Source organism: Streptomyces durhamensis (assembly GCF_000725475.1).
Classification (GTDB): Bacteria; Actinomycetota; Actinomycetes; order Streptomycetales; family Streptomycetaceae; genus Streptomyces; species Streptomyces filipinensis.
Window position 1 is genome coordinate 488,495 of sequence record NZ_JNXR01000003.1, and the last position, 20,256, is coordinate 508,750.

Consider the following 20,256-nt stretch of genomic DNA (forward strand, 5'->3'; position numbering starts at 1 on the left):
GATGAACGCGACATTCAGGCGAGACGTCTTCTTCAGCTTCTTCATGTTCACGGCCGACCTGCGGCCGCAGGACCCGGGTTACACCCAGATCCTGATCCGTCATCTGAAGGCCCTCACGGACATGGGCTACGACGGCTTCGACGTGCACATCGCCTCCCAGCCCCCGACCGTCGACCACAAGCTTGAGGTCGACAGCTACATCGGCCTCAGGAAGGCCTTCGACCAGGCAGGGCTGCAGGACGCCAAGTTCACCACCAACGTCGGGACCACGCGGACCTTCGACCCGACGTCACCGTACGAGGAACAGCGCAAACAGGCCCTGTCCTACCTCAAGTCACGCGTTGACATCACGCGGGTCCTGGGCGGCGACTCGATCATGTCAGGGCCCTTCCTCTACCCCTACGGCGTCTTTCCGGCCACGGACACCAATGAACCGCTGTGGAGCGACGCCCTCCAGGACTGGATGAAGCCGCGCTATCACGCGGCGCGTTCCGTCTTCGAAGAGCTGTCGGAGTACGCCGCGGCGCGCGGAGTACAGCTCGCGATCGAACCCGTCAAGAGCTGGGAGACGCCCCCGCCCAACATGGTCTCGGAGGTGCTCGATTTCCTCGACAGCCTCCGGCACGCGCAGGGCGGTGTCACGATCGACACCGCGCAGGTGGTGATGGAAAGCCAGGGGCCGTCGGTCTTCAGGGACAACATCGCGCGAGCCGTGCGGCGGGATCGGCTCTCCTACGTCCACATATCCGCACCCGACCGGGGTGCGGTGAAGGACAGCTGGATCCCCTGGGACATCATCCTGAACGAGATCGAGCCGGTGTACCGCGGGCCGTACCTCATCGAAGTGTTCAACGCGATCCCACCGTTCGACAGCTCCATGCGCATGGCACGCCGGCGATTCTGGCGCCCGGGCGAGGACGACCCGGTACCGGGCGGGGACAGCGCCTACGACGTCGCGAGGGCTGCGTTGGCGGAACTGCGAGAGCACACCACATGACCTCGGAAAGGTCCCGCATGCTGGCTCAGGTGTCAGATCCCATCATCATGGTCGTGAAGCAGGAGGGCGATGTCCGTATCCACACCTTCGTCTCCTCCTTCGCGTACAACAACATCGCGAACGCCACGCACATCGTCGAAACCAGGAACCAACTGGTCCTCGTCGACGGGCAGTTCCTGGTTCCCTACGCAAGGGCGTTCAGGGACTACGCGGACAGCCTGGGCAAGCCGATCGAAAGGCTGTACCTCTCGCACCGGCACCCCGACCACTGGTTCGGCCTGGGAGCGGCGTTCAGCGACATCGCGATCCACGCGCTGCCCGAGACCATGAGCTTCATCCAGGAGCATGGAGAAGCCTCGAGGAGCGACCACTGGAAACTGGGCGACCTCGTTCCGGACCAGATAGTCGTGCCCAAGCAAGCCGTCGGCCCCGGCACCGAGACCATCGACGGGGTCAGGTACATCTTCGACCGGGTGACAGAAACCGAAATCGACTTCCACCTGACGATCAGGCTTCCTGATCTGGGAGTCTATTTCACTCAGGACCTGATCTACAGCGGTACCCATCTGTATCTGACGGATCATATGGACCACTGGATCCGGGTGCTCCAGGGGATGCTGCTATCGGACTACGATCTGTTCATGCCGGGCCACGGCCTGCCGGCCGACAAAAACGAAGTCGCTCGCAACATCGAGTACCTCTCGGCCGCCCGGCAGGCGATCGGCAACGGGTTGGCAGGCGACGCCTTCAAGGGTTTCATGCTCCAGCGGTATCCCGAACGCAAGTGTCCGGGGATATTCGACATCTACATGCCCCGGCTGTTCGGCGGCGCGAGCGACTACTGACCGCGGAGGTATCCAGACGTGAACGAGACCTGCACCGTAGGGCAGTATCTGGTAGACCGGCTTCGCCAACTGGGCCTCGAGCATCTGTTCTCCATCGCGGGCGACTACTCGATCGACTGGTTGAACCACTACGTCACGCCGAGCAGCATTGAAATCGTAGAAGAAGTCAACGAGGTCAATGCCGGATACGCGGCGGACGGGTACGCGAGGCTGAAGGGCATCGGGGCCCTCTGCGTCACCTACTCCGCGGGTGCGCTGTGTGCCGTGAACGCCGTCGCCGGTGCCTACGTCGAAAAGGTGCCGCTGGTGTTGATCAACGGCACGCCGAGTATCAAGAAGACGCTCACCTTCGAGCAGACCGGCTTCAGCGCGCACCACTTCATCAGCGGACGCGAAACGGACATGCAGTCGTTCGAGCACATCACGGCCGCCACCGTACGCGTCGACAACCCCGACCTTGCGCCGACGCTGATCGATTATGCACTCACCCAGTGCATAACAGAACGGCGCCCGATTTATATCGAGCTCCTCCAGGACATGGTCGACTTGGAATGCGAGCCGCCGAGGGGCGTTCTGAAGCCGGCCAGGATCCTGTCGGACGAGACCAGCCTGGAGCAGTCGGTCGCGCGGATCTGCGAACGGCTCGAAAGCGCCGAGAACCCGCTCATCTGGGTTGGTGTGGAGATCGACCGGTTCGGCCTGCAGGACAAGGCCCTGAGCCTGATCCAGCAACTGAACGTCCCCTTCGTCACGGAACTCCTCAGCAAGTCCGTCCTGTCCGAGGACGATGCGCTGTTCGCCGGCGTCCTCGACGGCCAGGCGTCAGCGCCGGCCGTCACGGATCTGGTCGGGACGGCTGATTTCGTGCTGGCCCTCGGTGTGTGGCTGACGGACATCAACTCGTTGGGCTGGGACCCGGACTACGACAAGACCGCATTCGCGTCGTTCGACGCGGTCAAGTTGGGAACCTACTTCGGCGGACAGGTCGCGTTGGAGCATCTGATCGACGGCATCCTGGCTGAAAAAGTGGCGCCCAAGGTGCGGAGGCTGCCGGAAAGGCCGGCGCAGAGCGCGCCGACCATGGGCTCGTCCGACGTGATCACGTACCAGGGGTTCTACAACTTCATCCAGCGGTACATCGACAGGAACACCATCGTCAGCGCCGACGCGAGCATGAACTACTTCGGCAGCCTGCTGCTCGATGTGCCAGGACCGGGCGGGTTCGTCGTCCAGTCGTCGTACTCGTCGATCGGCTACAGCGGGCCGGCTGCGACCGGTATCTCCCTGGCGAAGCGGCCCGACCAGAGGGCCATGGTCTTCACGGGCGACGGCGGCTTCCAGATGACCGCCCAGTGCCTCTCGACGCAGACTCGTTTCAACCTCAATCCGATCATCTTCGTCATCGACAACGGCGTCTACGCCGTGGAGCAGTGGCTCGCCGATGCATCGGTCTTCCATGCCGACAAGCCGTTCTACAAGCCGTGCATCCTGCACCGGTGGAACTACAGCCTCCTGTCCGAGGTCTTCGGTTGCCGGGGGTGGGAAGTCGGCACGTATGGAGAGTTGAGGGATGCCGTGACGGGCGCTCTGGAGAACGTGAGCGGCCCCTCCATCATCCAGGTCCGCGTGCCGAACAAGTCGATTCCCGACAATGCGAAGTGGAAAGCCCAGTAGCAGAACACGAGGAGAGAATCGTGCCGACGAAGATCACTGCAATCTACGAGAACCCGAAGTCCCCCGAGGCCTTCGAGGCCGGTCACCACGAGCAGCTCGATCTGGCGCAGAAGATCCCCGGAGTCCAGCGGATCGAGAGCGCGAAGATCTGGCCGAAGGAGGACGGCAGCGCGACGCCGGCGTACCGCGTACTCGACATGTACTTCGCCGACTACGACGCGGCCAGCAGGGCTGTGACGACCGAAGAGGCATCGGCGTTCGTCGCCAAGGCCTTCGAGCTGGCGACCGGCGGGGTGCGGCTCCTCTTCCTGGATGTCGAAGAGGTCTGATCTCGACTCCTTCCGAGTCGTGGTGTCCTCGCAGTGAGCGGCTGACGGCCCGACAGGCCCCCTGGCGGGACGGGCTGTCGCACGACACTGCGGGGACGTCGGGTTCCACGGGCCCCGGTTCGTCACCCGCTGCACCCGCGTCCTGCCCGTACGTCGGCCGGTCACCGGGCTTCGACGTCGACGCCGTCAGACCCCGCCGCCTCCGCTGTGTCCGCGCTCGCGCAGATGTAGCGGGTGCGAGCCGCGTAGGAGCGGGCCGCCACGATGAGTGCGAAGCCGAGGCCGCCGAAGGCCAGGCCGCCGAACCACACCATCCAGGTGAGGTCCGCGCTGGTGGTGAACGGCGGCTTCGGCTCGAAGGCGGGTATCACCCGGATGGCGCTGAGCAGGGCCATGACGTTGAGGACCACCCCGTACACCGACAGCGCTCCGCCGGTCAGCCAGGCGGGGACCAGCGGCAGCAGGCGCGGGACCCGGCGCCCGGACAGGAACGGTGTCCAGCGGGGAAAGGCCATCCCCCACCGGTACATGAGCCCAGTCAGCAGGAAGACCCCGAGCAGCGCGGCCATCACCGACGCGTCGAGCCCGGCCGAGGCGAGTGACCCGGCGGCCCCCGCGCCCTCGTTCAGCTTCCGCCAGCCCTCCGCCGTGACGCCCAGCGCGTCGCCGCCCAGCGTCCAGATGGTCTTGAGGCCCGCCCACGGCACCAGGCCGCACATGAGGACGTACGCCGTCACCTGGGTGCGCGCCGAGGCCATGGAGGCGCCCGGGTGGACCAGCGGACCGTCGCCGGCCCTGGTGTGCGGGTGCCCGCACCGCGGGCACCCGCCCCGGCGCCTGCGGCGATGCGCCACTACGGTCATCAGCAGCAAGCCGGCGCCGGACGTGTTCAGCAGGATCTGGACCACCCCGGTGGCGCTCTCGATCCCGGACAGCGTCACCAGCGTCACGAGGATCTCCGTCACGCCCAGCGCGCCCGCCCCGAAGACGAGGAGGGAAGCGGCGAGCGCCACCGACACCACCACCCGACCGGGTCTGCCGAGCGGCCGGGAGGTGGCTTGGGCCGCGGCGCCGCCCAGCACGGCGAGGGCCGCGAGGGCGAACTGGACCCCCCGCTGTGTACGTCTCGTGCGGCTTCACGGGCACGCTGGTCCCCGTCACCGCCCACGCGGTCTGGACGACGGCATCCCCCACGCCCCACACGAGGGCGGCGCGCGGCGCCCACCCGGGCCATCGCCGCCACCACGTCGTCCACGCCGTGGCCTCGGGCGGTGGCCCGGCATCGACGCGTGTCGGCGAGTTGGTGGGAACAGCCACCGCAGCCTCCGTAAGTCCGCCGTCCTTTCCGGCACAAGGCTTCGCGGCGGACAGGCCGGGCACATCCCCCACGCGGACCACCGCGCTCCGCCGCACGGCGGACCGGGCGTCACCCGGCGGGACGAGGCTGCCGACTCAGGCTCGGCACCACGACAGCCGCCTGTGCGCGGCCTTGGAACTGCCGAGCTCCACACACGGGTCGCGCCACGGATCGGATCGGCGACCACGAGCTCGCGATCAGCGGCCGCTGCCGCACGCCCACCGCCGCGCCGCACTCACTGGGGCTTCGGCCTGTGGGCGGCGAGGCGTTCGCGTGCCTCGGTGTAGGTGTCCGCGTCGATCTCACCCGACGCGAAGCGCCGGTCGAGGATCTCCTCGGGCGTCTCCCGCGGCTGCCACCCCGGACCCGGCCCGCTGGAGTGCCCCGGGGAGTGCGTGAGCCGGACCACCGCCCACAGGACGACGCCGAGCAGCACGATCCACACGATGGGCATGAAGGCCATCAGGGCCCAGCCACCGCCATGCCAGTACCACACTCTGCCCACCTCCCAAGGTGGCTTCCTCTACCTACTGTCCCTCCGGCCTTGAAGGGGTGCCAGGGCTCTTCGGCCCTGCGCCGGTCGCTCGGCGCCCGCGGCCGGCCGGGGCCCGGCCCGTCCACCACCTGGGTGGACGGGCCGGGCAGCCGTCGGGGCGTGGCCGTCAGCCGACGTGCAGGGTGAGGGCCGCGGTGTGGAGCTTTCCGCCGGTCCGGAACTGGAGGAAGAGCCGCCAGTTGCCGGACCGGGCGAACACGGCGTGGAAGCTCAGCGCCGGTCCGCCGCGGTCGCCGTCGACCTTGGTCTCCGGGTGGAGGTGGGCGAAGGCGGTGTCGCCCTGGTGGAAGGCGGTCAGGTGGGCATAGGTGTCGAGGTACGGCTGGAGGTCGGTGACCGGCTTGCCGTCCTTGGTGAGGGAGGCGGTGAGCTCGTGGGCCATGCCGGCCATCAGGTCCCCCTTCACCGCCACGGTGTAGCCGTCGACGGTGGTGGTGCCGGACACCTCGGGCAGGGTCGTCGCCCTCGCCGTGCCGGGGACCTTCACGGTGCGGCTGAGCACGAGGTCCTCGCCCTTGCCGGAACCGCTGTCCGGGGTGAAGGAGGCGTACAGCCGCCACAGGCCCGGTCGCAGTGCGGCCAGCGGCGCGGTCCAGGTGCCGTCGGCGGCCATGGTGGGGTGCAGGTGCTGGAAGCCGGTGAGGTCGGAACGGATGGCGTAGAAGTGCATCCGCTTGGTCTGGTCGACGGCGAAGTCGGTGACCGGCTTGCCGTCCGGGCCCGTGATCGTGAAGGGGAAGGCGGCGGCCTCGTCGGTGGGCAGGGTGGAGGCCGCGGACGTCATCCGGTAGCCGTCCTTCGCGGCGGCCAGACCGTTTCCGGTGGACGCGGTCTCCATACCGGGCATCGACCCCATCCCGTCGGCCGATGCCGACGGGGACGGCGCGCTTGCGTGGTCCATGCCGGGCATGGCGGAGGAGCGGCCCGAGTCGTTGCCGGAGCCGCACGCGGCGAGGGCCAGAGTGAGCAGTGCCGTGGCGGCGGCTGCCGCGAGAGCATGGCGAGTCGTCCGCAGACGCTGGGACATGGGTGTGTCTTTCCAGGTGGGCGCCGTGACGTGGCGCGGGTGGACGTGAGACCTGTGCGGGACCGAAGCGATGAGCCGAAGTCCGCAGGTCTCGTCACGTCCGCGCGATGCACACCTGGAGCAGTAGTGAGCGCCCGCCGGCCGGTGGCCCGCGATGCCGGGTGTCGCCGTACGCCCGCCGGGCCCATGGCAGCAGGACGCCGGCCGGGAGCACCAGGGCGACCGCGGCGAGTGGCGGCAGCGGGATCTCCGAGCGGGGATGGATGGCAAGGCACAGCGCGCCCCGCATGGCCTCGCCCGCATGCGCGGTGGGCTTTTCCCCCGCGGTCCCGGAGGCCTCCACGGGGTGCGCGGTCATCGTGCCAGGGGCTGCTTGCAGGACCGCCGTGTCAGACATGGCCCCGTGGCAACCGCCGTCGGCCGCGGCTGGGCCGCCGTGCATGAGGAACAGCCCGAGCAGCACCGCGACCAGCACGGCCGGCCGCACCACCCGGCGGTGGCGGGCCGCGGCCGTGCTCGGGGCGGGCTGCGAGGCGATCACGGCTACACCCTACTCACCTCGTACGCGTCGTCCTGGACCGTGGTGCCCGGGGGGCGCGTGCGAGGCGGTCGTGTGCCTCTTCGCACGCGGTCGACGTACTCGAACGGGGACTGTTCGGGCGGCGCACGACTCCGTGTGCCGCCGTTCAGGCATAGGCGCTGTCGCCGGGCACGGTGAGCCGGAAGCCGATGCCGCGGACGGTGGCGATCCATGCCGGGTCGCCCAGCTTGCGGCGCAGCGCCGACACGTGCACGTCGAGTGTGCGGGTGGGGCCGAAGTAGTTCGGGTCCCACACCGTGTCCAGGATCTGCTGGCGGGAGTGCACCGCGCCTGGATCACTGGCGAGTTGGGCCAGGAGATCGAATTCCTTCGGGGTGAGGGTGAGCGGGCGGCCGTCGAGGGCGACGCCCCTGGTGCGCCGGTTGATGGTCAGCGGCCCGAGCTGCTGGACGCCACGCTCCTGCGGAAGTTGCGTGCGCTGAAGGGGGAGTCCCGCTGTCGCGCCGGTGTGCGGTGGGGCGTGTCTGCCGGGGTGGGTGCGGCGGGTGACGGCTCGGATCCGGGCGACCAACTCGCGTACACCGAAGGGCTTGGAGAGGTAGTCGTCCGCTCCGACTTCCAGACCGACGACGCGGTCGGTCTCCTCGCCGCGTGCGGTGATCATGATGATGGGGACGGCGGAGCGGGTGCGCAGGGCCCGGCACACGTCGATGCCGTCCATGTCGGGCAGTCCGAGGTCCAGAAGGATGAGATCGGCGGTGCAGGCCGTCAGGGCGCAGGCTCCGGATTTGACGTGGTCGACGGCGAAGCCGTAGCGGTTCAGCCCCTCCATGAGGGGTCCGGCGATCCGGTCGTCGTCTTCGACGAGCAGGAGCCGCATGGTCTCCGCTGGTGGTTCGGCCGGGACGACCTGTTCGGCCCCTGCGGTGTACGAGGGATCGCTGTTCGTCGGCATCGCTGTGTCCGTGATCGTGTGGGTGCGCTGTCGCGACGACCCTACGGGTGAGAAGGGCGGCTCGGGGCCAGAGGCCCGCCAGCGCCGTGTCAGCAGATGGCCAATGTTTCGACATGGGCGCGCGGCGCGCCCGTGTGCTTCCACCGCCTCACTGCTGCCGGTCGGATACGGCACGGGGCGGTTCGGCGGGGAGGGCAGGCACCGCTGCCTGCTTCGCCCACATCGCCGGCCGGGGACGTCGAGGCGGGGCGGTGCGGTGGACGTCCTCGGTCCTGAGGCGGACCACGGCATCGAGTCCCCCGCCGACCGCGGCCCGCAAGGTCACGTCGCCGCCCGAGGCGCGGGCGAGCTGCTGCACGATGGGCAGGCCCAGGCCGGTGCCTTCGTGGTCGGCGTCGTTCGCCCGCCAGAAGCGGTCGAAGGCGCGCCGCCGCTGCTCCTCGGTCATGCCCGGACCCTGGTCGATCACGTGCAGCTCCACGGTTGCGGGCGTTCCGCCCGCCCAGGCGGTGGCCAAAGTGATCGTGGTGCCGGGCGGTGCGACCCGCAGCGCGTTGGAGAGCAGGTTGTCGATGATCTGCTCCAGGGCACCGGGAATGGCCCGCACCCGGCCGATCTTCGGCCCGACGACGGCGATGTCCACGCGATGCTCGCCGGCGAAGGCGGTCCACACAGCCGCGCGGTCGGCGACGACGGAGTCGAGGTCGGCGGCCTCCGGGGTGGTCGCCGCGTTCTCCAGCCGGGCCAGTGCGAGCAGCCCGTGCACCATCCGGCTGAGCCGCTCCACCTCTCCCACCGCTTCGTCCAGGCTGGGCTGGGCACGCGGGTCGAGGTGCGGCTCGAAGTTCTCCAGCCGTAGCCGCAGCGCGGTCAGCGGGGTCTTCAGCTGGTGGGAGGCCTCCGAGGCGAACGCGTGCTGTGCCTTGAGAAGATGCTGGAGCCGGGTCGCGGTCCGGACGAAGCTGGCGGCCAGGCGTCGTAGCTCGGGAGGCCCGAGGTCGGTGGCGGGCAGGTCTTTCAGGGTGCCGTCGGCCAGTTGCGTCGTGGCGTGCTCCAGCGCCCGCACCGGGCGGGTGATCCAGCGGGCCAGCGCGAGAGCTATCAACGCGACGGCCGCCAGCACCCCCAGTCCTACGGCCGCCAGTACCAGCCAGGCGTCATGGACCTTGGACGTCACCGTCGTGAGGGGAAAGGACGCCCGTACGACGCAGCGGACCGTTGCGCCCGAGGCGCCCGGCACGGTGGCGAAGAAGGCCGCTTCGTCGAGAGCCGGATCCCGCTGGGTCCGCGCACGGGACCCGTTCCGCAGGGCGGCCGCGATGTCCGGCTGCGCGGACAGGTCCGTCCCGGCGGGCACCGCGTCGCGGGAGTCGGCGAGCAGTCTTCCTTCACCGTCCACGACCACGACATGGCTGCCGGTGCGCTGCGCGAAGCTCTCCACCAGCTCCGGCACGTCGGTGACGGACCGCCGCTCGACCTTCTCCTCCAGCACCTCTGCGAGCATGACCGCGGCCTGCTGCCCGTTGCCGGTGAAGCGGGACATCTCACCGCGGGCGTAGACGTAGCCGAACGGTACTTCCAGGCACAGCAGGACGAGCAGGGTGAGGCTGAGATAGCTGAGCAGGAGGCGGCGGGTCACCGGTCGCCTCCCTCGTCGTTCTCTTCCGCCCGCCGGGTGGACGCGCCGGCGGTGGGTGGCATGAGCCGGAATCCCACGCCGCGGATGTTGTCGATCCAGGCGGGGTCGCCGAGCTTGCGCCGCAGTGCGGCGACGTGGACGTCCAGGGTCTTGGTGGGCCCGAAGTAGTCCGGTTCCCACACCGCGTCCAGGATCTGCTGTCGTGTGCGGACGGCGCCGGGATCGTCGGCGAGATGGGCGAGCAGGTCGAACTCCTTGGGCGACAGGGCGATGGAGCGCCGGCGCAGGTGGACCTGGCGGCCCCGCCGGTCGATGCTCAGCGGTCCGATCCGCTGGACGTGGGCCACCGGAACGGGGTGGCCGCCGCCCGCAGCGGACAAGACCGCGACCGGCTCGGCCGCGGCGGGCCGGGTACGACGGAAGACGGCCCGGATCCGCGCGACCAGTTCCCGCACCCCGAACGGTTTGGACAGGTAGTCGTCGGCCCCCAGCTCCAGACCGAGGACGCGGTCGACCTCGTCGTTTCTCGCGCTGATCATGATGATGGGCACCTGGGACCGCAGCCGGAGCAGCCGGCAGACATCGATGCCGTCCATGTCCGGCAGCCCCAGATCCAGCAGCACCATCTCGGCCTCCGCCGCGGCGAGTCCTTCGGCGCCCGTACGGGCGTGCTCGATGGTGAACCCGAAACGGCTCAGGCCTTCCGCCAGCGGGCCGGCGACCCGGTCGTCGTCCTCGATCAGTAAGACACGCATGCCGACAGACTCACAGGCCAGCAGGGCGCCGCGCCGGGAAAACGGCTCAGTGTCGCGTGAATTACCTTCGGCGAACCTGAACAACCGTATTCCTTACCGTCTCCTGCCTTTCGACGACCCTACGGAGCCCGCGCCCAGCAGAACGTCAGCGAAAGTACAGCGTTGTGCAAGCAATCTGTTAAGAAAGGGCAGCGCCGGCTCCGTCGCCCAGCAAACGCTTCCTGTCCAAGCGCCGGTCCGGCGTCGTCGCTTGGCCCCTCACCACGGGCACACAGGACATCCCGCACATTGTCCGACGACAGCTGTATTTTTCGGGACGGCCGAGCGCGCGGAATGCTGGATCGATTCTGATACCGGCCTTCCTTTTCTCTGGCGATCAGTTAACTAACGATCCCGTAACGTTGTCAGCGGCTGATCTCGGGCGGTGCTCGCATTGCGCGCTTTCTTTTTCCTTCCGCAGCCTCCCCCTTGCTTTCCTATGCCACGGGACGGTGAAACATGCCGTACAGCAGCACGAACGACGAACTGCGCCACGTGCGACCCGATCTGGTCGAGCCGTTCGAGGCCGCGCTTCCCGGTGCGCGTGCCACGGTGCTCGGCCGACTATGGGGCGCCCTCGCCCGCGAACCCCTGCCGGGTGTCGTCGACCGCCGCCACGACGGCTCCCTCGTCATCCGCCTCACGGCCGGTGGACAGCTCTCGGGTCCTGCCGCTGCGGCCGAACGATTCGCCCCGATCCCCGCCGACTTCACCGTGCGGGGCCCCGAGGGCCCGATCGAGGAGCCGGTACGGCTCCTCGCCGCCCTCGCAGCCCACTCGCAGGGCGCATCACGGCTGGCTGCCGAGCTCGACAACAGCGTCGCCAATCTGGCCCTCGCCCGCGCGGCCAACCCGGAACCGCACGAGGTACGGGACTCCGTCGACGCGGAGCAGGCCGTGGTCGACGGCCATCCACAGCACCCCTGCTGCCGTACCCGCACCGGAATGTCCGTCGCCGAGGTCCTCGCCTACGCGCCCGAGCACCACCCGGTCGTCGGCCTGGCGCTCGTCGCCGTACCGGCCGACCGCTGGCAGGGCACCGGCGACTGGCCGCAAGAGCTGCGCGACGGCGACACCGTCCTGATGCCGCTCCACCCCTGGCAGCGCGACCACGTCCTGCCGCACCAGACCGGCCTGACGGTCGTGGACCGTACGATCGCCGCCCGCCCGCTGCTGTCGATGCGCACCCTGTCCCCCCTCGACGCCCTGTCCGGCTGCCACATCAAGACGGCGCTGGACGTGCAGGTCACCAACTACCGGCGCACCATCTCGCCGGCAGAGGTGGCTGACGGCCCCCCACTGTCCGAGCTGGTCACCGCGGTAGTCGACAAGGCCGGACACGGCGAGAGCCTGCGCATCCTGCGCGAACTCGCCGGCGGGGCCATCCGCGTGGACGGCACGCCCTCGGCGAGCCTGGCGGCGATGATCCGTGAGTCCGGCGAACGGCACCTCGGTTCCCAGGAGATCGCCGTCCCGCTCACCGCGGTCCACGGCACCGGGGCCCGGATGGTGAGCGCTGACCCGGTCACCTGGCTGGCGGAATTCGCCGGACTCGTCCTGCCGCCCGCGCTGACGCTCCTGTCCCTGGGCGTGGCCCTGGAGGCGCACGGCCAGAACACGCTCGTCGTGCTGCGCGACGGACGTCCGGTGCGGGTGCTCTACCGCGACCTGGACGGGGTCCGCATCCACCCGGGCCGGCTCGCCCGGCACGGCTTCTCGCTGCCGCCGCTGGCCGGCACCCGGGCCGGCAACGACGAGGCGGCACTGCGCACCAAGCTGTTCGGCGGCCTGCTCAGCGGTGTCTTCAGCGAACTGGTGGACGTGTTGTCGCGCACGCACGGAACCGAACCCGAAGAGCTGTGGGCGGCGGTGGCCGCGGTCGGCCGGAACGTCTACGCCGGCCTCCCCGACGCGGCGGGGGACCGGGAGGTGTTCTTCGGGGACACGCTGCCGTTGAAGGCGACCGTCGCGATGCGCCTGGCGCAGGACTCCGGCCTCGCCCGGTGGACTCCCGTCCCCAGCCCCCTGGCCCGCCACCGCTGACGGTCCCCCTCCGGCCGCCCGGCCTGCCCCCACACCTCCTTGCACCGACTGGAGTCGTTCCGCATGACGTTCCCCAGCACCACCGGCAGCGCTCTCGCCACCACGGCCCGTCCCGCCCAGGTGGCCGACACCGTCACCGCCCACACCCTGCTCAACTGCCTCATCCGTGAGGTCTCCGCGCCCGAGCGACAGGTCACCGTCGACAAGGACCACCTGCTGCTGTCGCTGCCCCGCCGCGACATCCTGCTCCGCGTCCCGCTGCGCCGCGTCTCCCTGATCGGCGCACACCGCTTCGACGGACCGGTCAAGCGCTACGACCGTGCCCGCTGGTCCCCGATCGGCTGGCGCGAGCTCGCCGGATACATCCGGGACGAGCTGGAACTGCGGACCGGTGTGGCCAACGACGAGTTCCTGGACCAGGTCGGCGACAGCCGGAACACCATCCGCACCGTCCTCGCACACCGCGCCACGGCGGTCCTGCCGGAGGACCCGTACGTGGAGTCCGAACAGTCCCTGGTCTTCGGCCACCGCTTCCACCCCTCACCCAAGTCGCGCACCGGCGACACGGAGGACTGGCTGGACTACGGCCCGGAGACGGGCACCCGGTTCCCGCTGCGCCACCTCGCCGTGCACCGGAGCCTGGTGCGCGAGGAAGGCGATCTCAGCAGGCTCGACGCCCTTCATACGGACGGGCGAGAGGACTACGTCACCCTGCCGGTCCACCCGTGGCAGTACCGGATGCTCGGCGACCATCCGGCCCTGCGCAGGGCCATGGCCGCGGGCTCGGTCATCGACACGGGCGTCATGGGCCCGGACTTCGCCCCCACCGCCTCCGTGCGGACCCTCTACCAGCCGGACGCCGACACCTTCCTGAAGTTCAGCCTCGACGTCCGTCTGACCAACTGCGTCCGGAAGAACGCGGCCTACGAGCTGTCCGGCGCCGTCGCCCTCAACCGGCTCCTGCCGCCCGTCTTCGCTCACATCGGAAAGGCACACCCCCGAAGCTCGCTGCTCGCCGAGCCGGGTTACCGCACCCTCACGCTCGACGACGACCTCCGCCTCCTGGAGGGCTTCGGCGTCATCGTCCGCACCGGCCTGCGCGAACACCTGCGCCCGGGCGTGACCCCGCTGCTCGCCGCAGCGATCGCCGACGAGCACCCCACCAGCCCGGCCCAGGCCTCCCGCCTGCTGGCCCGCGGCGACGGCGATGTGCTCGCCTGGTGGGACGCCTACCTCGGCCTGCTCCTGCCGCCCGTCCTGACCGCCTACTTCGAGCACGGCATCGTCCTCGAACCGCACCTCCAGAACGTCGTCGTCGGCGTACGCGCCGACGGCACTCCGGCCCAGCTGCTCTTCCGCGACCTGGAAGGCACCAAGCTGCTCCCCGAGCACCACCGCGCGTTCCTCGCCGCCCTGCCCGAAGACGTGCGCACGCCGATGACGTACGACGCCGAGCGCGGCTGGAACCGGGTGGCCTACTGCCTCCTGGTCAACCACACCGCCGAAGTCCTCGCCGCCCTCGCCGACACCGAGCCCGCTCTGGAACCCGCCCTGTGGGGGCTGGTCCGCGACCACCTCGACGCCTACGCACGCAGCGCGGGCGAGCCACCCCGGCTGCGCGCCCTGCTCTCGGGCGTCCCGCTGCCCGCCAAGGCCAACCTGCTGCTGCGCTGGTCCCGGCAGGCCGACCGGCACGCCACCTACGTCCCCCTGCCCAGCCCACTGGGCGAGGGCTTCCCCCGGGAGGTGACCCGGTGAGGCGGCAACTCCTCCAGCACGTCAACGAACTACGCGGCGACTGCCTCCCCGCCTACGTCTACGACCTGCAGGATCTGCGCGAACACGCGGCCGCCATCCGTGCCGCCCTGCCCGAGAGCGTCCAGCTGTTCTACGCCGCCAAGGCCAATTCCGACCCTCGCCTCCTGGGCGTCCTGCGCGACCACGTCGCCGGCTTCGAGGTCGCCTCGGGCGGGGAACTCCACCACCTCCAGAGCACCTGCCCAGGCGCGCCGATCGCCTTCGGCGGACCCGGCAAGACACCCGCCGAACTCGAACAGGCCCTCCGCGGCGGAGTGGACCGCCTGCACATCGAGAGCGAGCAAGAACTTCACCTGCTCACCGGCCTGCTGGGCGAGCGCAGCGTGGACGTCCTGCTCCGGGTCAACCCCCCGATCGCCGTCGGCCCGGCGGCCCTCGCCATGGGCGGTCAGCCCAGCCCCTTCGGCCTGGACCCTCAACCCCTCGACCGCTGCCTGGCCCTCATCAACGGCGACCCCCGCATCCGGCTGCGCGGCATCCACGCCCACCTCGCCAGCGGCCTCGGTGCCACCGCCCACCTCGACCTCGCCGGCCGGGTGCTGGCCTGGGCGACCGCATGGGCGGACCAGAGGGGCGTGGAACTGACCGAGGTCAACCTCGGTGGTGGCATGGGAGTCGACTACGCCCGCCCCGACCGTCGCTTCGACTGGGCGGCCTTCGGCACCGGCCTGCGCCGTCTGCTGGCGGGACGTCCGGACCTGACCCTGCGCATCGAACCGGGCCGCTCGGTCACCGTGTACTGCGGCTGGTACGTCACCGAGGTCCTCGACATCAAACGCAGCCACGGCCGCGCCTTCGCCGTCCTGCGCGGCGGCACCCATCATCTGCGCACGCCGGCGGCCAAACAGCACGACCAGCCGTTCACCGTCGTCCCCGTCGACACCTGGGACCGGTCCTGGAAGCGTCCCGAGGCACGGGACGAAGCCGTCACCCTGGTCGGCCAGTTGTGCACGCCCAAGGACGTCCTCGCGCGGGGCGTGCGGGCAGGACGGCTGCGCGTCGGAGACAAGGTCGCCTTCGCGCTGGCGGGGGCGTACGCCTGGAACATCTCCCACCACGAGTTCCTGATGCATCCCGCGCCGCGGTTCCACCACCTCGACCACGCCCCCGCCCTCGCCGGACCCCACCGGTAGAAGGTCATGAGCAAGCACCGCAGTGTCCTCAGCAGCGACAGGTCGCAGACTCTCCGCGCCCGCCTCGCCGCCCTCGACGTGGGCGGCCGGCACCGCAGGGTGCGCAGGGGCGGCAAGCGACGGGCCCCGAGCGAGGCACTCGCCACGCTCGGGGCCCGCAACTTCCGCCGCTACCTGACCGGGCAGCTCGTCTCCAACGTCGGTACCTGGATGCAGCGTGCCGCCCAGGACCTGCTGGTCCTGAAGCTCACCGGCAACAGCGGCAGCGCCGTCGGCGTCCTCACCGCCCTGCAGTTCCTGCCGCAGACACTCTTCGGCCTCTTCGGGGGCGTCTTCGCCGACCGCTTCGCCAAACGCCGCCTGCTGGTGGTCACCCAGTCCGCCATGGGAGTGCAGTCGCTGGTTCTCGGTGTCCTGACGGTGACCGGCGCGGTGAACCTGGGGGCCGTGTACGTGCTGGCCTTCTCGCTGGGCACGGCCACGGCGCTGGACAGCCCGGCCCGCAACGCCTTCGTCTCCGAACTCGTCGGCAGGGAACGTCTGGCCAACGCCGTCAGCCTGAACTCGGCGCAGTTCAACGTCGCCCGCGCGATCGGTCCGGCCGTGGCGGGCCTGGCGGTCGCCACCGCGGGTACGGGAGCCGTCTTCCTGATCAACGCGGCCTCGTACCTCGCCGTCCTCTACGGGCTGGTCACCATCCGCGCCGACGAACTCCACGCGCCCGGGGAGAAGAACCGTGCGCACACCCGCTTGTCGGACGCCTTCGGAGCCATCCGCACCACCCCCGAACTGCTGCTGCCGATCACCGTCATCGCTTTCGTCGGCACCTTCGGCTTCAACTTCCAGGTCACCATCGCCCTGATCGCAACAACGGTCTTCAACTCGGACTCCGTCGCCTACGGTTACCTCTCCGCCGCCTACGCCGTCGGCAGCCTCGTCGGTGCGCTCAGGGGAGCCGGAAAACGAAAACCCCCCACCGCCCGCCGCCTGGTCACCGCCACGATCGTCTTCGGAACCCTGGAGTCCCTGGCCGGACTCATGCCCGGCTATGCCGGCTTCCTGCTCGTACTCCTGCCCACCGGGCTCGCCTCGGTGACCGTGATGACCACCGCCAACTCCATGATCCAGCTGAACGCCGACCCGGGCATGCGCGGCCGCATCGTCTCCGTCTACCTGTTGGTCCTGCTCGGCGGCACCCCGGTCGGTGCCCCTCTGGTCGGACTGGTCTCCGACTCCCTCGGCGCCCGCTTCAGCCTCGTCCTCGGAGGCGTGATCTCCGCCGTGGCCGCCGCCGGCCTGTCAGCGGTGATCACCGCACGTTCGCGCACCCCACGGGAGAGCTCCCCGCCCACCCCGGTCGCGCCACCGCCGCCGACAGGCGTCGACGACCGGTGCCACCGCGATTCGGCGGCACAGCCCGTCGTACGCCGGCCGGCGGCCTGAGGCAGGACCCGCGGACCGGGTCAGAGGCCGCCGGTGTTGAGCAGCCGGTTGGGGGTGTCGGAGCGCACGCCGTGCACGACACCGCGGGTGGCCGTGTGGTCGAGCCAGACGTGGACCTCGTTGGCCGTGGCGTGGGGGTGTGCCGACAGGTACAGAGCGATCACGCCGGTGGCGTGCGGTGCGGCCCAGGACGTCGCGCCGTCGTTCTCCGTGGTCGTGCCGCCGCCGGCGAGCGCGGCGGTCACCTTCTGGCCGGGGGCGTACAGGTCCACGCACCGACCGTAGCCCGATCCGTAGGAGCCGGTGTCGCTCCACGCGCGGTCGTTCGAGGTGGAGGCCGCCACGACGATCGTGCCGGGGACGCCGGCCGGAGAGTGCTTGCAGGCGTCGTCATGGAAGTTGCCGGCCGACACCACCGTCGGAATCCCCGCGTCGACCATCTTCTTCACGGCGGACTCCACGGCCGTCGAACGGCGGTCGAAGTTGAGCGACATGTTCACCACCGCGGGCTTCTGCGCGTGCGCGGTGACCCACTTGACCGACTTCACCAAGGCCGCCTCGGCCGCCGCCGGGGAGCCCCCGCCCTCGCTCTCGCACAGGACGCCCTGGACCCGGACGAGCTCCGCCTTGGGCGCCACCCCGTACCTCGCCCCGCCGATGATGCCCGACACGAACGTGCCGTGGCCCATCCCGTCCTCGCTGAAGCAGTCACCGGAGTCCTTCGGGCCCACGAAGTCGGCGCCGAGGTGGGCGCGTCCGCCGAATTCCTTGTGGGCGACATCCATCCCGGTGTCGATCACGTAGACGTGCACACCCTTGCCCGTGGCGGTGGTGGTGAACTTCCCGTCCAGCGGCCGTGACCGCTGGTCCAGGATGTCCAGGTTCCACGGCACATGCCGGGTGACGGGCGACGCCGTGGTCCGCGCGCTACCGGACAACGTGCCCACCGTGCCGGGAGACGTCGACGCCGAGCCGGACGACGCCCCGTGCCCGGAGGCCGCCACGGACTGCCCCTTCCCGTGCGCGGGGAGCGTCCCTCCGCCTCCCCCGACCGCCGCGCCGGCCTTCCCGCCGCAGGCCGAGGCCCCGAGCACCGTCGCCATGGCCACCGCCACGAGACCCACCTTCGTCACGTTCCGCGTCACAACGTCCCCCGCATCCCTGTTTCGTACACAGTCAGCGCACAAGACGACCACAAGGGGCGGGCGGTTGCAGCGGGCGTGCGCTGGCCGGCCTCGTCGCTCTCGCTGTGGCTGATCCCGCGGGGGAGGGGCCACGCCAGCCGCTGGGCGGTGGGTCCCGCTTCCGTCAAGCCGCCGGCGGGGGGTACCCCCGGTCGAGTTGGCGGTGTCCGATGCACCGCCGAGGAACGATAAGCCGTGTGAGTATCCGAAGGAGCCCACAGGGACGTATGCCTGCGACAGGAAGCGGCGAACGGAAGGACACGGCGTGAACTCGACAGGCCGCCTCACGCCCAGGCACCACCGGCCGCCTGGTGTCGACACCCTCCACTACACCGCGCGGCGCGGCCTCGATCGCGTCCCTGACCCCCGCCACCGCGCGATGGTCGCCGGTGTGCTGTCCTCCGGTCTCGTCGACAGGTTGATCGCCCACGTCGAGACCTTCGACCCGCCCGCGAACTTCGCGCAGGCCCGTGCCCACGCGGACCTGCTCGACACGGAGTTCGCGGCGTTCGGTGTCACCGTCCCCTCCGCCACCACCGACAACGTGACGCTGATGCGCACCCTCATGATGCCCATCGCCGACGACGCGCTCGCCCTCGCCGTTGATCGCATCTGGGTGTTCACCACCTACGTCGATGACGTGTGCTGCCGCAACCGCGCGGAAGCCGGAGCCGTCCTGCGGGCCGGCATGCTGCCCGAGGTGCCCACACCGTCGTCCAACGCCCGGTACATCCGGCACATGTTCGACGAGGTCGCGCGGTTCTGCGATCCGACGTTCCTCGCCGTCTTCAAGACCTTCTTCTACAACGGGATGACGGGCGTCCTCATGGAGGCGGAGTTCACGCCGGAGACCTCCGACGAGGTCGACAGCGATTTCGTCCGCGTCTTCAACGGGTTCTCCCAGTTCTGGTTCGCCTCGCTCCAGTTCACCGACCCCTGCCTGAGCGCCCACCGCAACCGGGCCTTCTGGTCGGCGGCGCTGAGCTCCTGTGTCGCGTTCCTCAACGACATCAACGATGTCCTGTCCTTCTACAAGGAGGCGGTGAGCGGCGAGGACTTCATCGCCAGCCTCATCTACCGCCGGTCGGTGAGCGAGAACATCCCCTACCTCGCCGCCTACCGCCGGAGCCTCGAAGGCGGCGTGGCCGCCTACCGCCGCGTCCTGGACCTCGCCACCGACGAGCAACGCCCCCACCTCGACCGCTACATGACCGCCTTCGCGTACTGGCATTTCCACTGCCGTCGCTATCGCTGGCAGGACATCTACCCCGCTCTGACGCCGATCGACATCTGATCAAACAGGAACCTGACGGCATCTCGTGCCTCGCACACTGTTTCCCGTTGCGGCTGGAAGAGGACCCTAGGGCCACACGACCTCTCCGTCCCGGACCACCAAGGGCTCGAACTGGTCCGACTCGCAGAACCTGGTCCACCCCAGGCGGACCGTGCTCGATCGTCACCGTCTCGCCACAGCCGAGGGCCGGTGAAACCCATGTCTGCCCGCTCGTCGCCACCGCGTGCGGGTCTTCGAGTGCCGCCTTGATCCACCACGGGCCGCCGAGCTGTGTTAAGGTTCTGGAGTTGCAGTTGTGGTACCCATGAACCTATGTGCGCCTGACAGGAATGTTTCCCCTGCAGGCGCATGATTTGTTTTTCCGGCATCTCCGGATGGGGCCTCTGCCTACAGAACGGAGAAGGTCATGGCACAGGGAACCGTGAAGTGGTTCAACGCTGAAAAGGGTTTCGGCTTCATCGCGCAGGACGGCGGCGGCCCCGACGTCTTCGCCCACTACTCGAACATCGCGACCCAGGGCTTCCGTGAGCTGCAGGAGGGCCAGCGGGTCTCCTTCGACGTCACGCAGGGCCAGAAGGGCCCGCAGGCGGAGAACATCGTCCCCGCCTGATCGCCGGACGCGTATCC

18 protein-coding genes are annotated in these 20,256 nt (G+C 69.8%); 10 read left to right on the forward strand and 8 right to left on the reverse strand.

The annotated features are described in order from the left end of the window. Window position 1: 1 nt before the first annotated feature. From IO33_RS0105870 to IO33_RS0105885, 4 genes are read left to right on the forward strand one after another with little or no spacing between them, the layout of a single operon-like run. Window positions 2–997, forward strand: a complete 996-nt coding sequence (locus tag IO33_RS0105870; RefSeq protein ID WP_031160986.1) for a sugar phosphate isomerase/epimerase family protein — start codon at window positions 2–4, stop codon at window positions 995–997. 29 nt (window positions 998–1,026) lie between these two features. Continuing rightward, window positions 1,027–1,842 carry an MBL fold metallo-hydrolase gene (locus IO33_RS0105875; protein ID WP_209438810.1) on the forward strand — a complete coding sequence of 272 codons (816 nt, stop codon included), beginning with the start codon at window positions 1,027–1,029 and terminating at the stop codon, window positions 1,840–1,842. Between the two features lie 18 nt (window positions 1,843–1,860). Beyond that, complete coding sequence (locus tag IO33_RS0105880; RefSeq protein WP_031160991.1) at window positions 1,861–3,516, forward strand: alpha-keto acid decarboxylase family protein; 1,656 nt, start codon at window positions 1,861–1,863, stop codon at window positions 3,514–3,516. 20 nt (window positions 3,517–3,536) lie between these two features. Further along, on the forward strand, window positions 3,537–3,845 hold the full coding sequence (locus tag IO33_RS0105885) for an EthD family reductase (protein ID WP_031160993.1): 309 nt from the start codon (window positions 3,537–3,539) through the stop codon (window positions 3,843–3,845). 161 nt (window positions 3,846–4,006) lie between these two features. Here the strand turns inward: IO33_RS0105885 and IO33_RS43845 are convergent, their stop codons facing one another. The 7 genes from IO33_RS43845 to IO33_RS0105920 form a co-directional block, all read right to left on the reverse strand. After that, window positions 4,007–4,870, reverse strand: a complete 864-nt coding sequence (locus tag IO33_RS43845) for a hypothetical protein (RefSeq protein WP_051926426.1) — start codon at window positions 4,868–4,870, stop codon at window positions 4,007–4,009. A 567-nt stretch (window positions 4,871–5,437) separates the two neighbouring features. Beyond that, window positions 5,438–5,698, reverse strand: a complete 261-nt coding sequence (locus IO33_RS0105895) for an SHOCT domain-containing protein (protein ID WP_031160995.1) — start codon at window positions 5,696–5,698, stop codon at window positions 5,438–5,440. 166 nt (window positions 5,699–5,864) lie between these two features. Next, entirely contained in the window at window positions 5,865–6,785 is a 921-nt protein-coding gene (locus IO33_RS0105900; protein WP_031160998.1) for a hypothetical protein, read from the reverse strand. A gap of 94 nt (window positions 6,786–6,879) precedes the next feature. Further along, window positions 6,880–7,326, reverse strand: coding sequence for a hypothetical protein (locus IO33_RS0105905; protein WP_051926427.1), 447 nt, complete (start codon window positions 7,324–7,326; stop codon window positions 6,880–6,882). Between the two features lie 145 nt (window positions 7,327–7,471). Then, window positions 7,472–8,206, reverse strand: a complete 735-nt coding sequence (locus IO33_RS0105910) for a response regulator transcription factor (RefSeq protein ID WP_031161002.1) — start codon at window positions 8,204–8,206, stop codon at window positions 7,472–7,474. A gap of 223 nt (window positions 8,207–8,429) precedes the next feature. Then, the gene (locus IO33_RS0105915; RefSeq protein WP_051926429.1) at window positions 8,430–9,920 is read right to left on the reverse strand and encodes a sensor histidine kinase; all 1,491 of its coding nucleotides are present in this window, start codon (window positions 9,918–9,920) and stop codon (window positions 8,430–8,432) included. Next, window positions 9,917–10,675, reverse strand: coding sequence for a response regulator transcription factor (locus IO33_RS0105920; RefSeq protein WP_031161005.1), 759 nt, complete (start codon window positions 10,673–10,675; stop codon window positions 9,917–9,919). The genes IO33_RS0105915 and IO33_RS0105920 overlap by 4 nt, the downstream gene beginning before the upstream one ends. A 498-nt stretch (window positions 10,676–11,173) precedes the next feature. Here IO33_RS0105920 and IO33_RS0105925 point away from each other — a divergent pair, with 498 nt between their 5' ends. From IO33_RS0105925 to IO33_RS0105940, 4 genes are all read left to right on the forward strand, one after another. Further along, entirely contained in the window at window positions 11,174–12,757 is a 1,584-nt protein-coding gene (locus IO33_RS0105925; protein ID WP_031161006.1) for an IucA/IucC family protein, read from the forward strand. A gap of 63 nt (window positions 12,758–12,820) precedes the next feature. Then, window positions 12,821–14,515 carry an IucA/IucC family protein gene (locus IO33_RS0105930; RefSeq protein ID WP_031161007.1) on the forward strand — a complete coding sequence of 565 codons (1,695 nt, stop codon included), beginning with the start codon at window positions 12,821–12,823 and terminating at the stop codon, window positions 14,513–14,515. Beyond that, complete coding sequence (locus IO33_RS0105935) at window positions 14,512–15,708, forward strand: type III PLP-dependent enzyme (RefSeq protein WP_031161008.1); 1,197 nt, start codon at window positions 14,512–14,514, stop codon at window positions 15,706–15,708. The genes IO33_RS0105930 and IO33_RS0105935 overlap by 4 nt, the downstream gene beginning before the upstream one ends. Window positions 15,709–15,714: 6 nt before the next feature. After that, the gene (locus tag IO33_RS0105940) at window positions 15,715–17,151 is read left to right on the forward strand and encodes an MFS transporter (protein ID WP_031161009.1); all 1,437 of its coding nucleotides are present in this window, start codon (window positions 15,715–15,717) and stop codon (window positions 17,149–17,151) included. A gap of 20 nt (window positions 17,152–17,171) precedes the next feature. On the opposite strand, the gene IO33_RS0105945 is transcribed toward IO33_RS0105940, so the two are convergent. Beyond that, window positions 17,172–18,284 (reverse strand): S8 family peptidase, encoded by a 1,113-nt coding sequence (locus IO33_RS0105945; protein WP_245235703.1) that lies wholly within the window; start codon window positions 18,282–18,284, stop codon window positions 17,172–17,174. Between the two features lie 316 nt (window positions 18,285–18,600). Here IO33_RS0105945 and IO33_RS0105950 point away from each other — a divergent pair, with 316 nt between their 5' ends. After that, window positions 18,601–19,629, forward strand: coding sequence for an isoprenoid biosynthesis enzyme family protein (locus IO33_RS0105950; RefSeq protein WP_157857804.1), 1,029 nt, complete (start codon window positions 18,601–18,603; stop codon window positions 19,627–19,629). Between the two features lie 406 nt (window positions 19,630–20,035). Further along, on the forward strand, window positions 20,036–20,239 hold the full coding sequence (locus IO33_RS0105955; RefSeq protein ID WP_031161015.1) for a cold-shock protein: 204 nt from the start codon (window positions 20,036–20,038) through the stop codon (window positions 20,237–20,239). Window positions 20,240–20,256 lie beyond the last annotated feature (17 nt).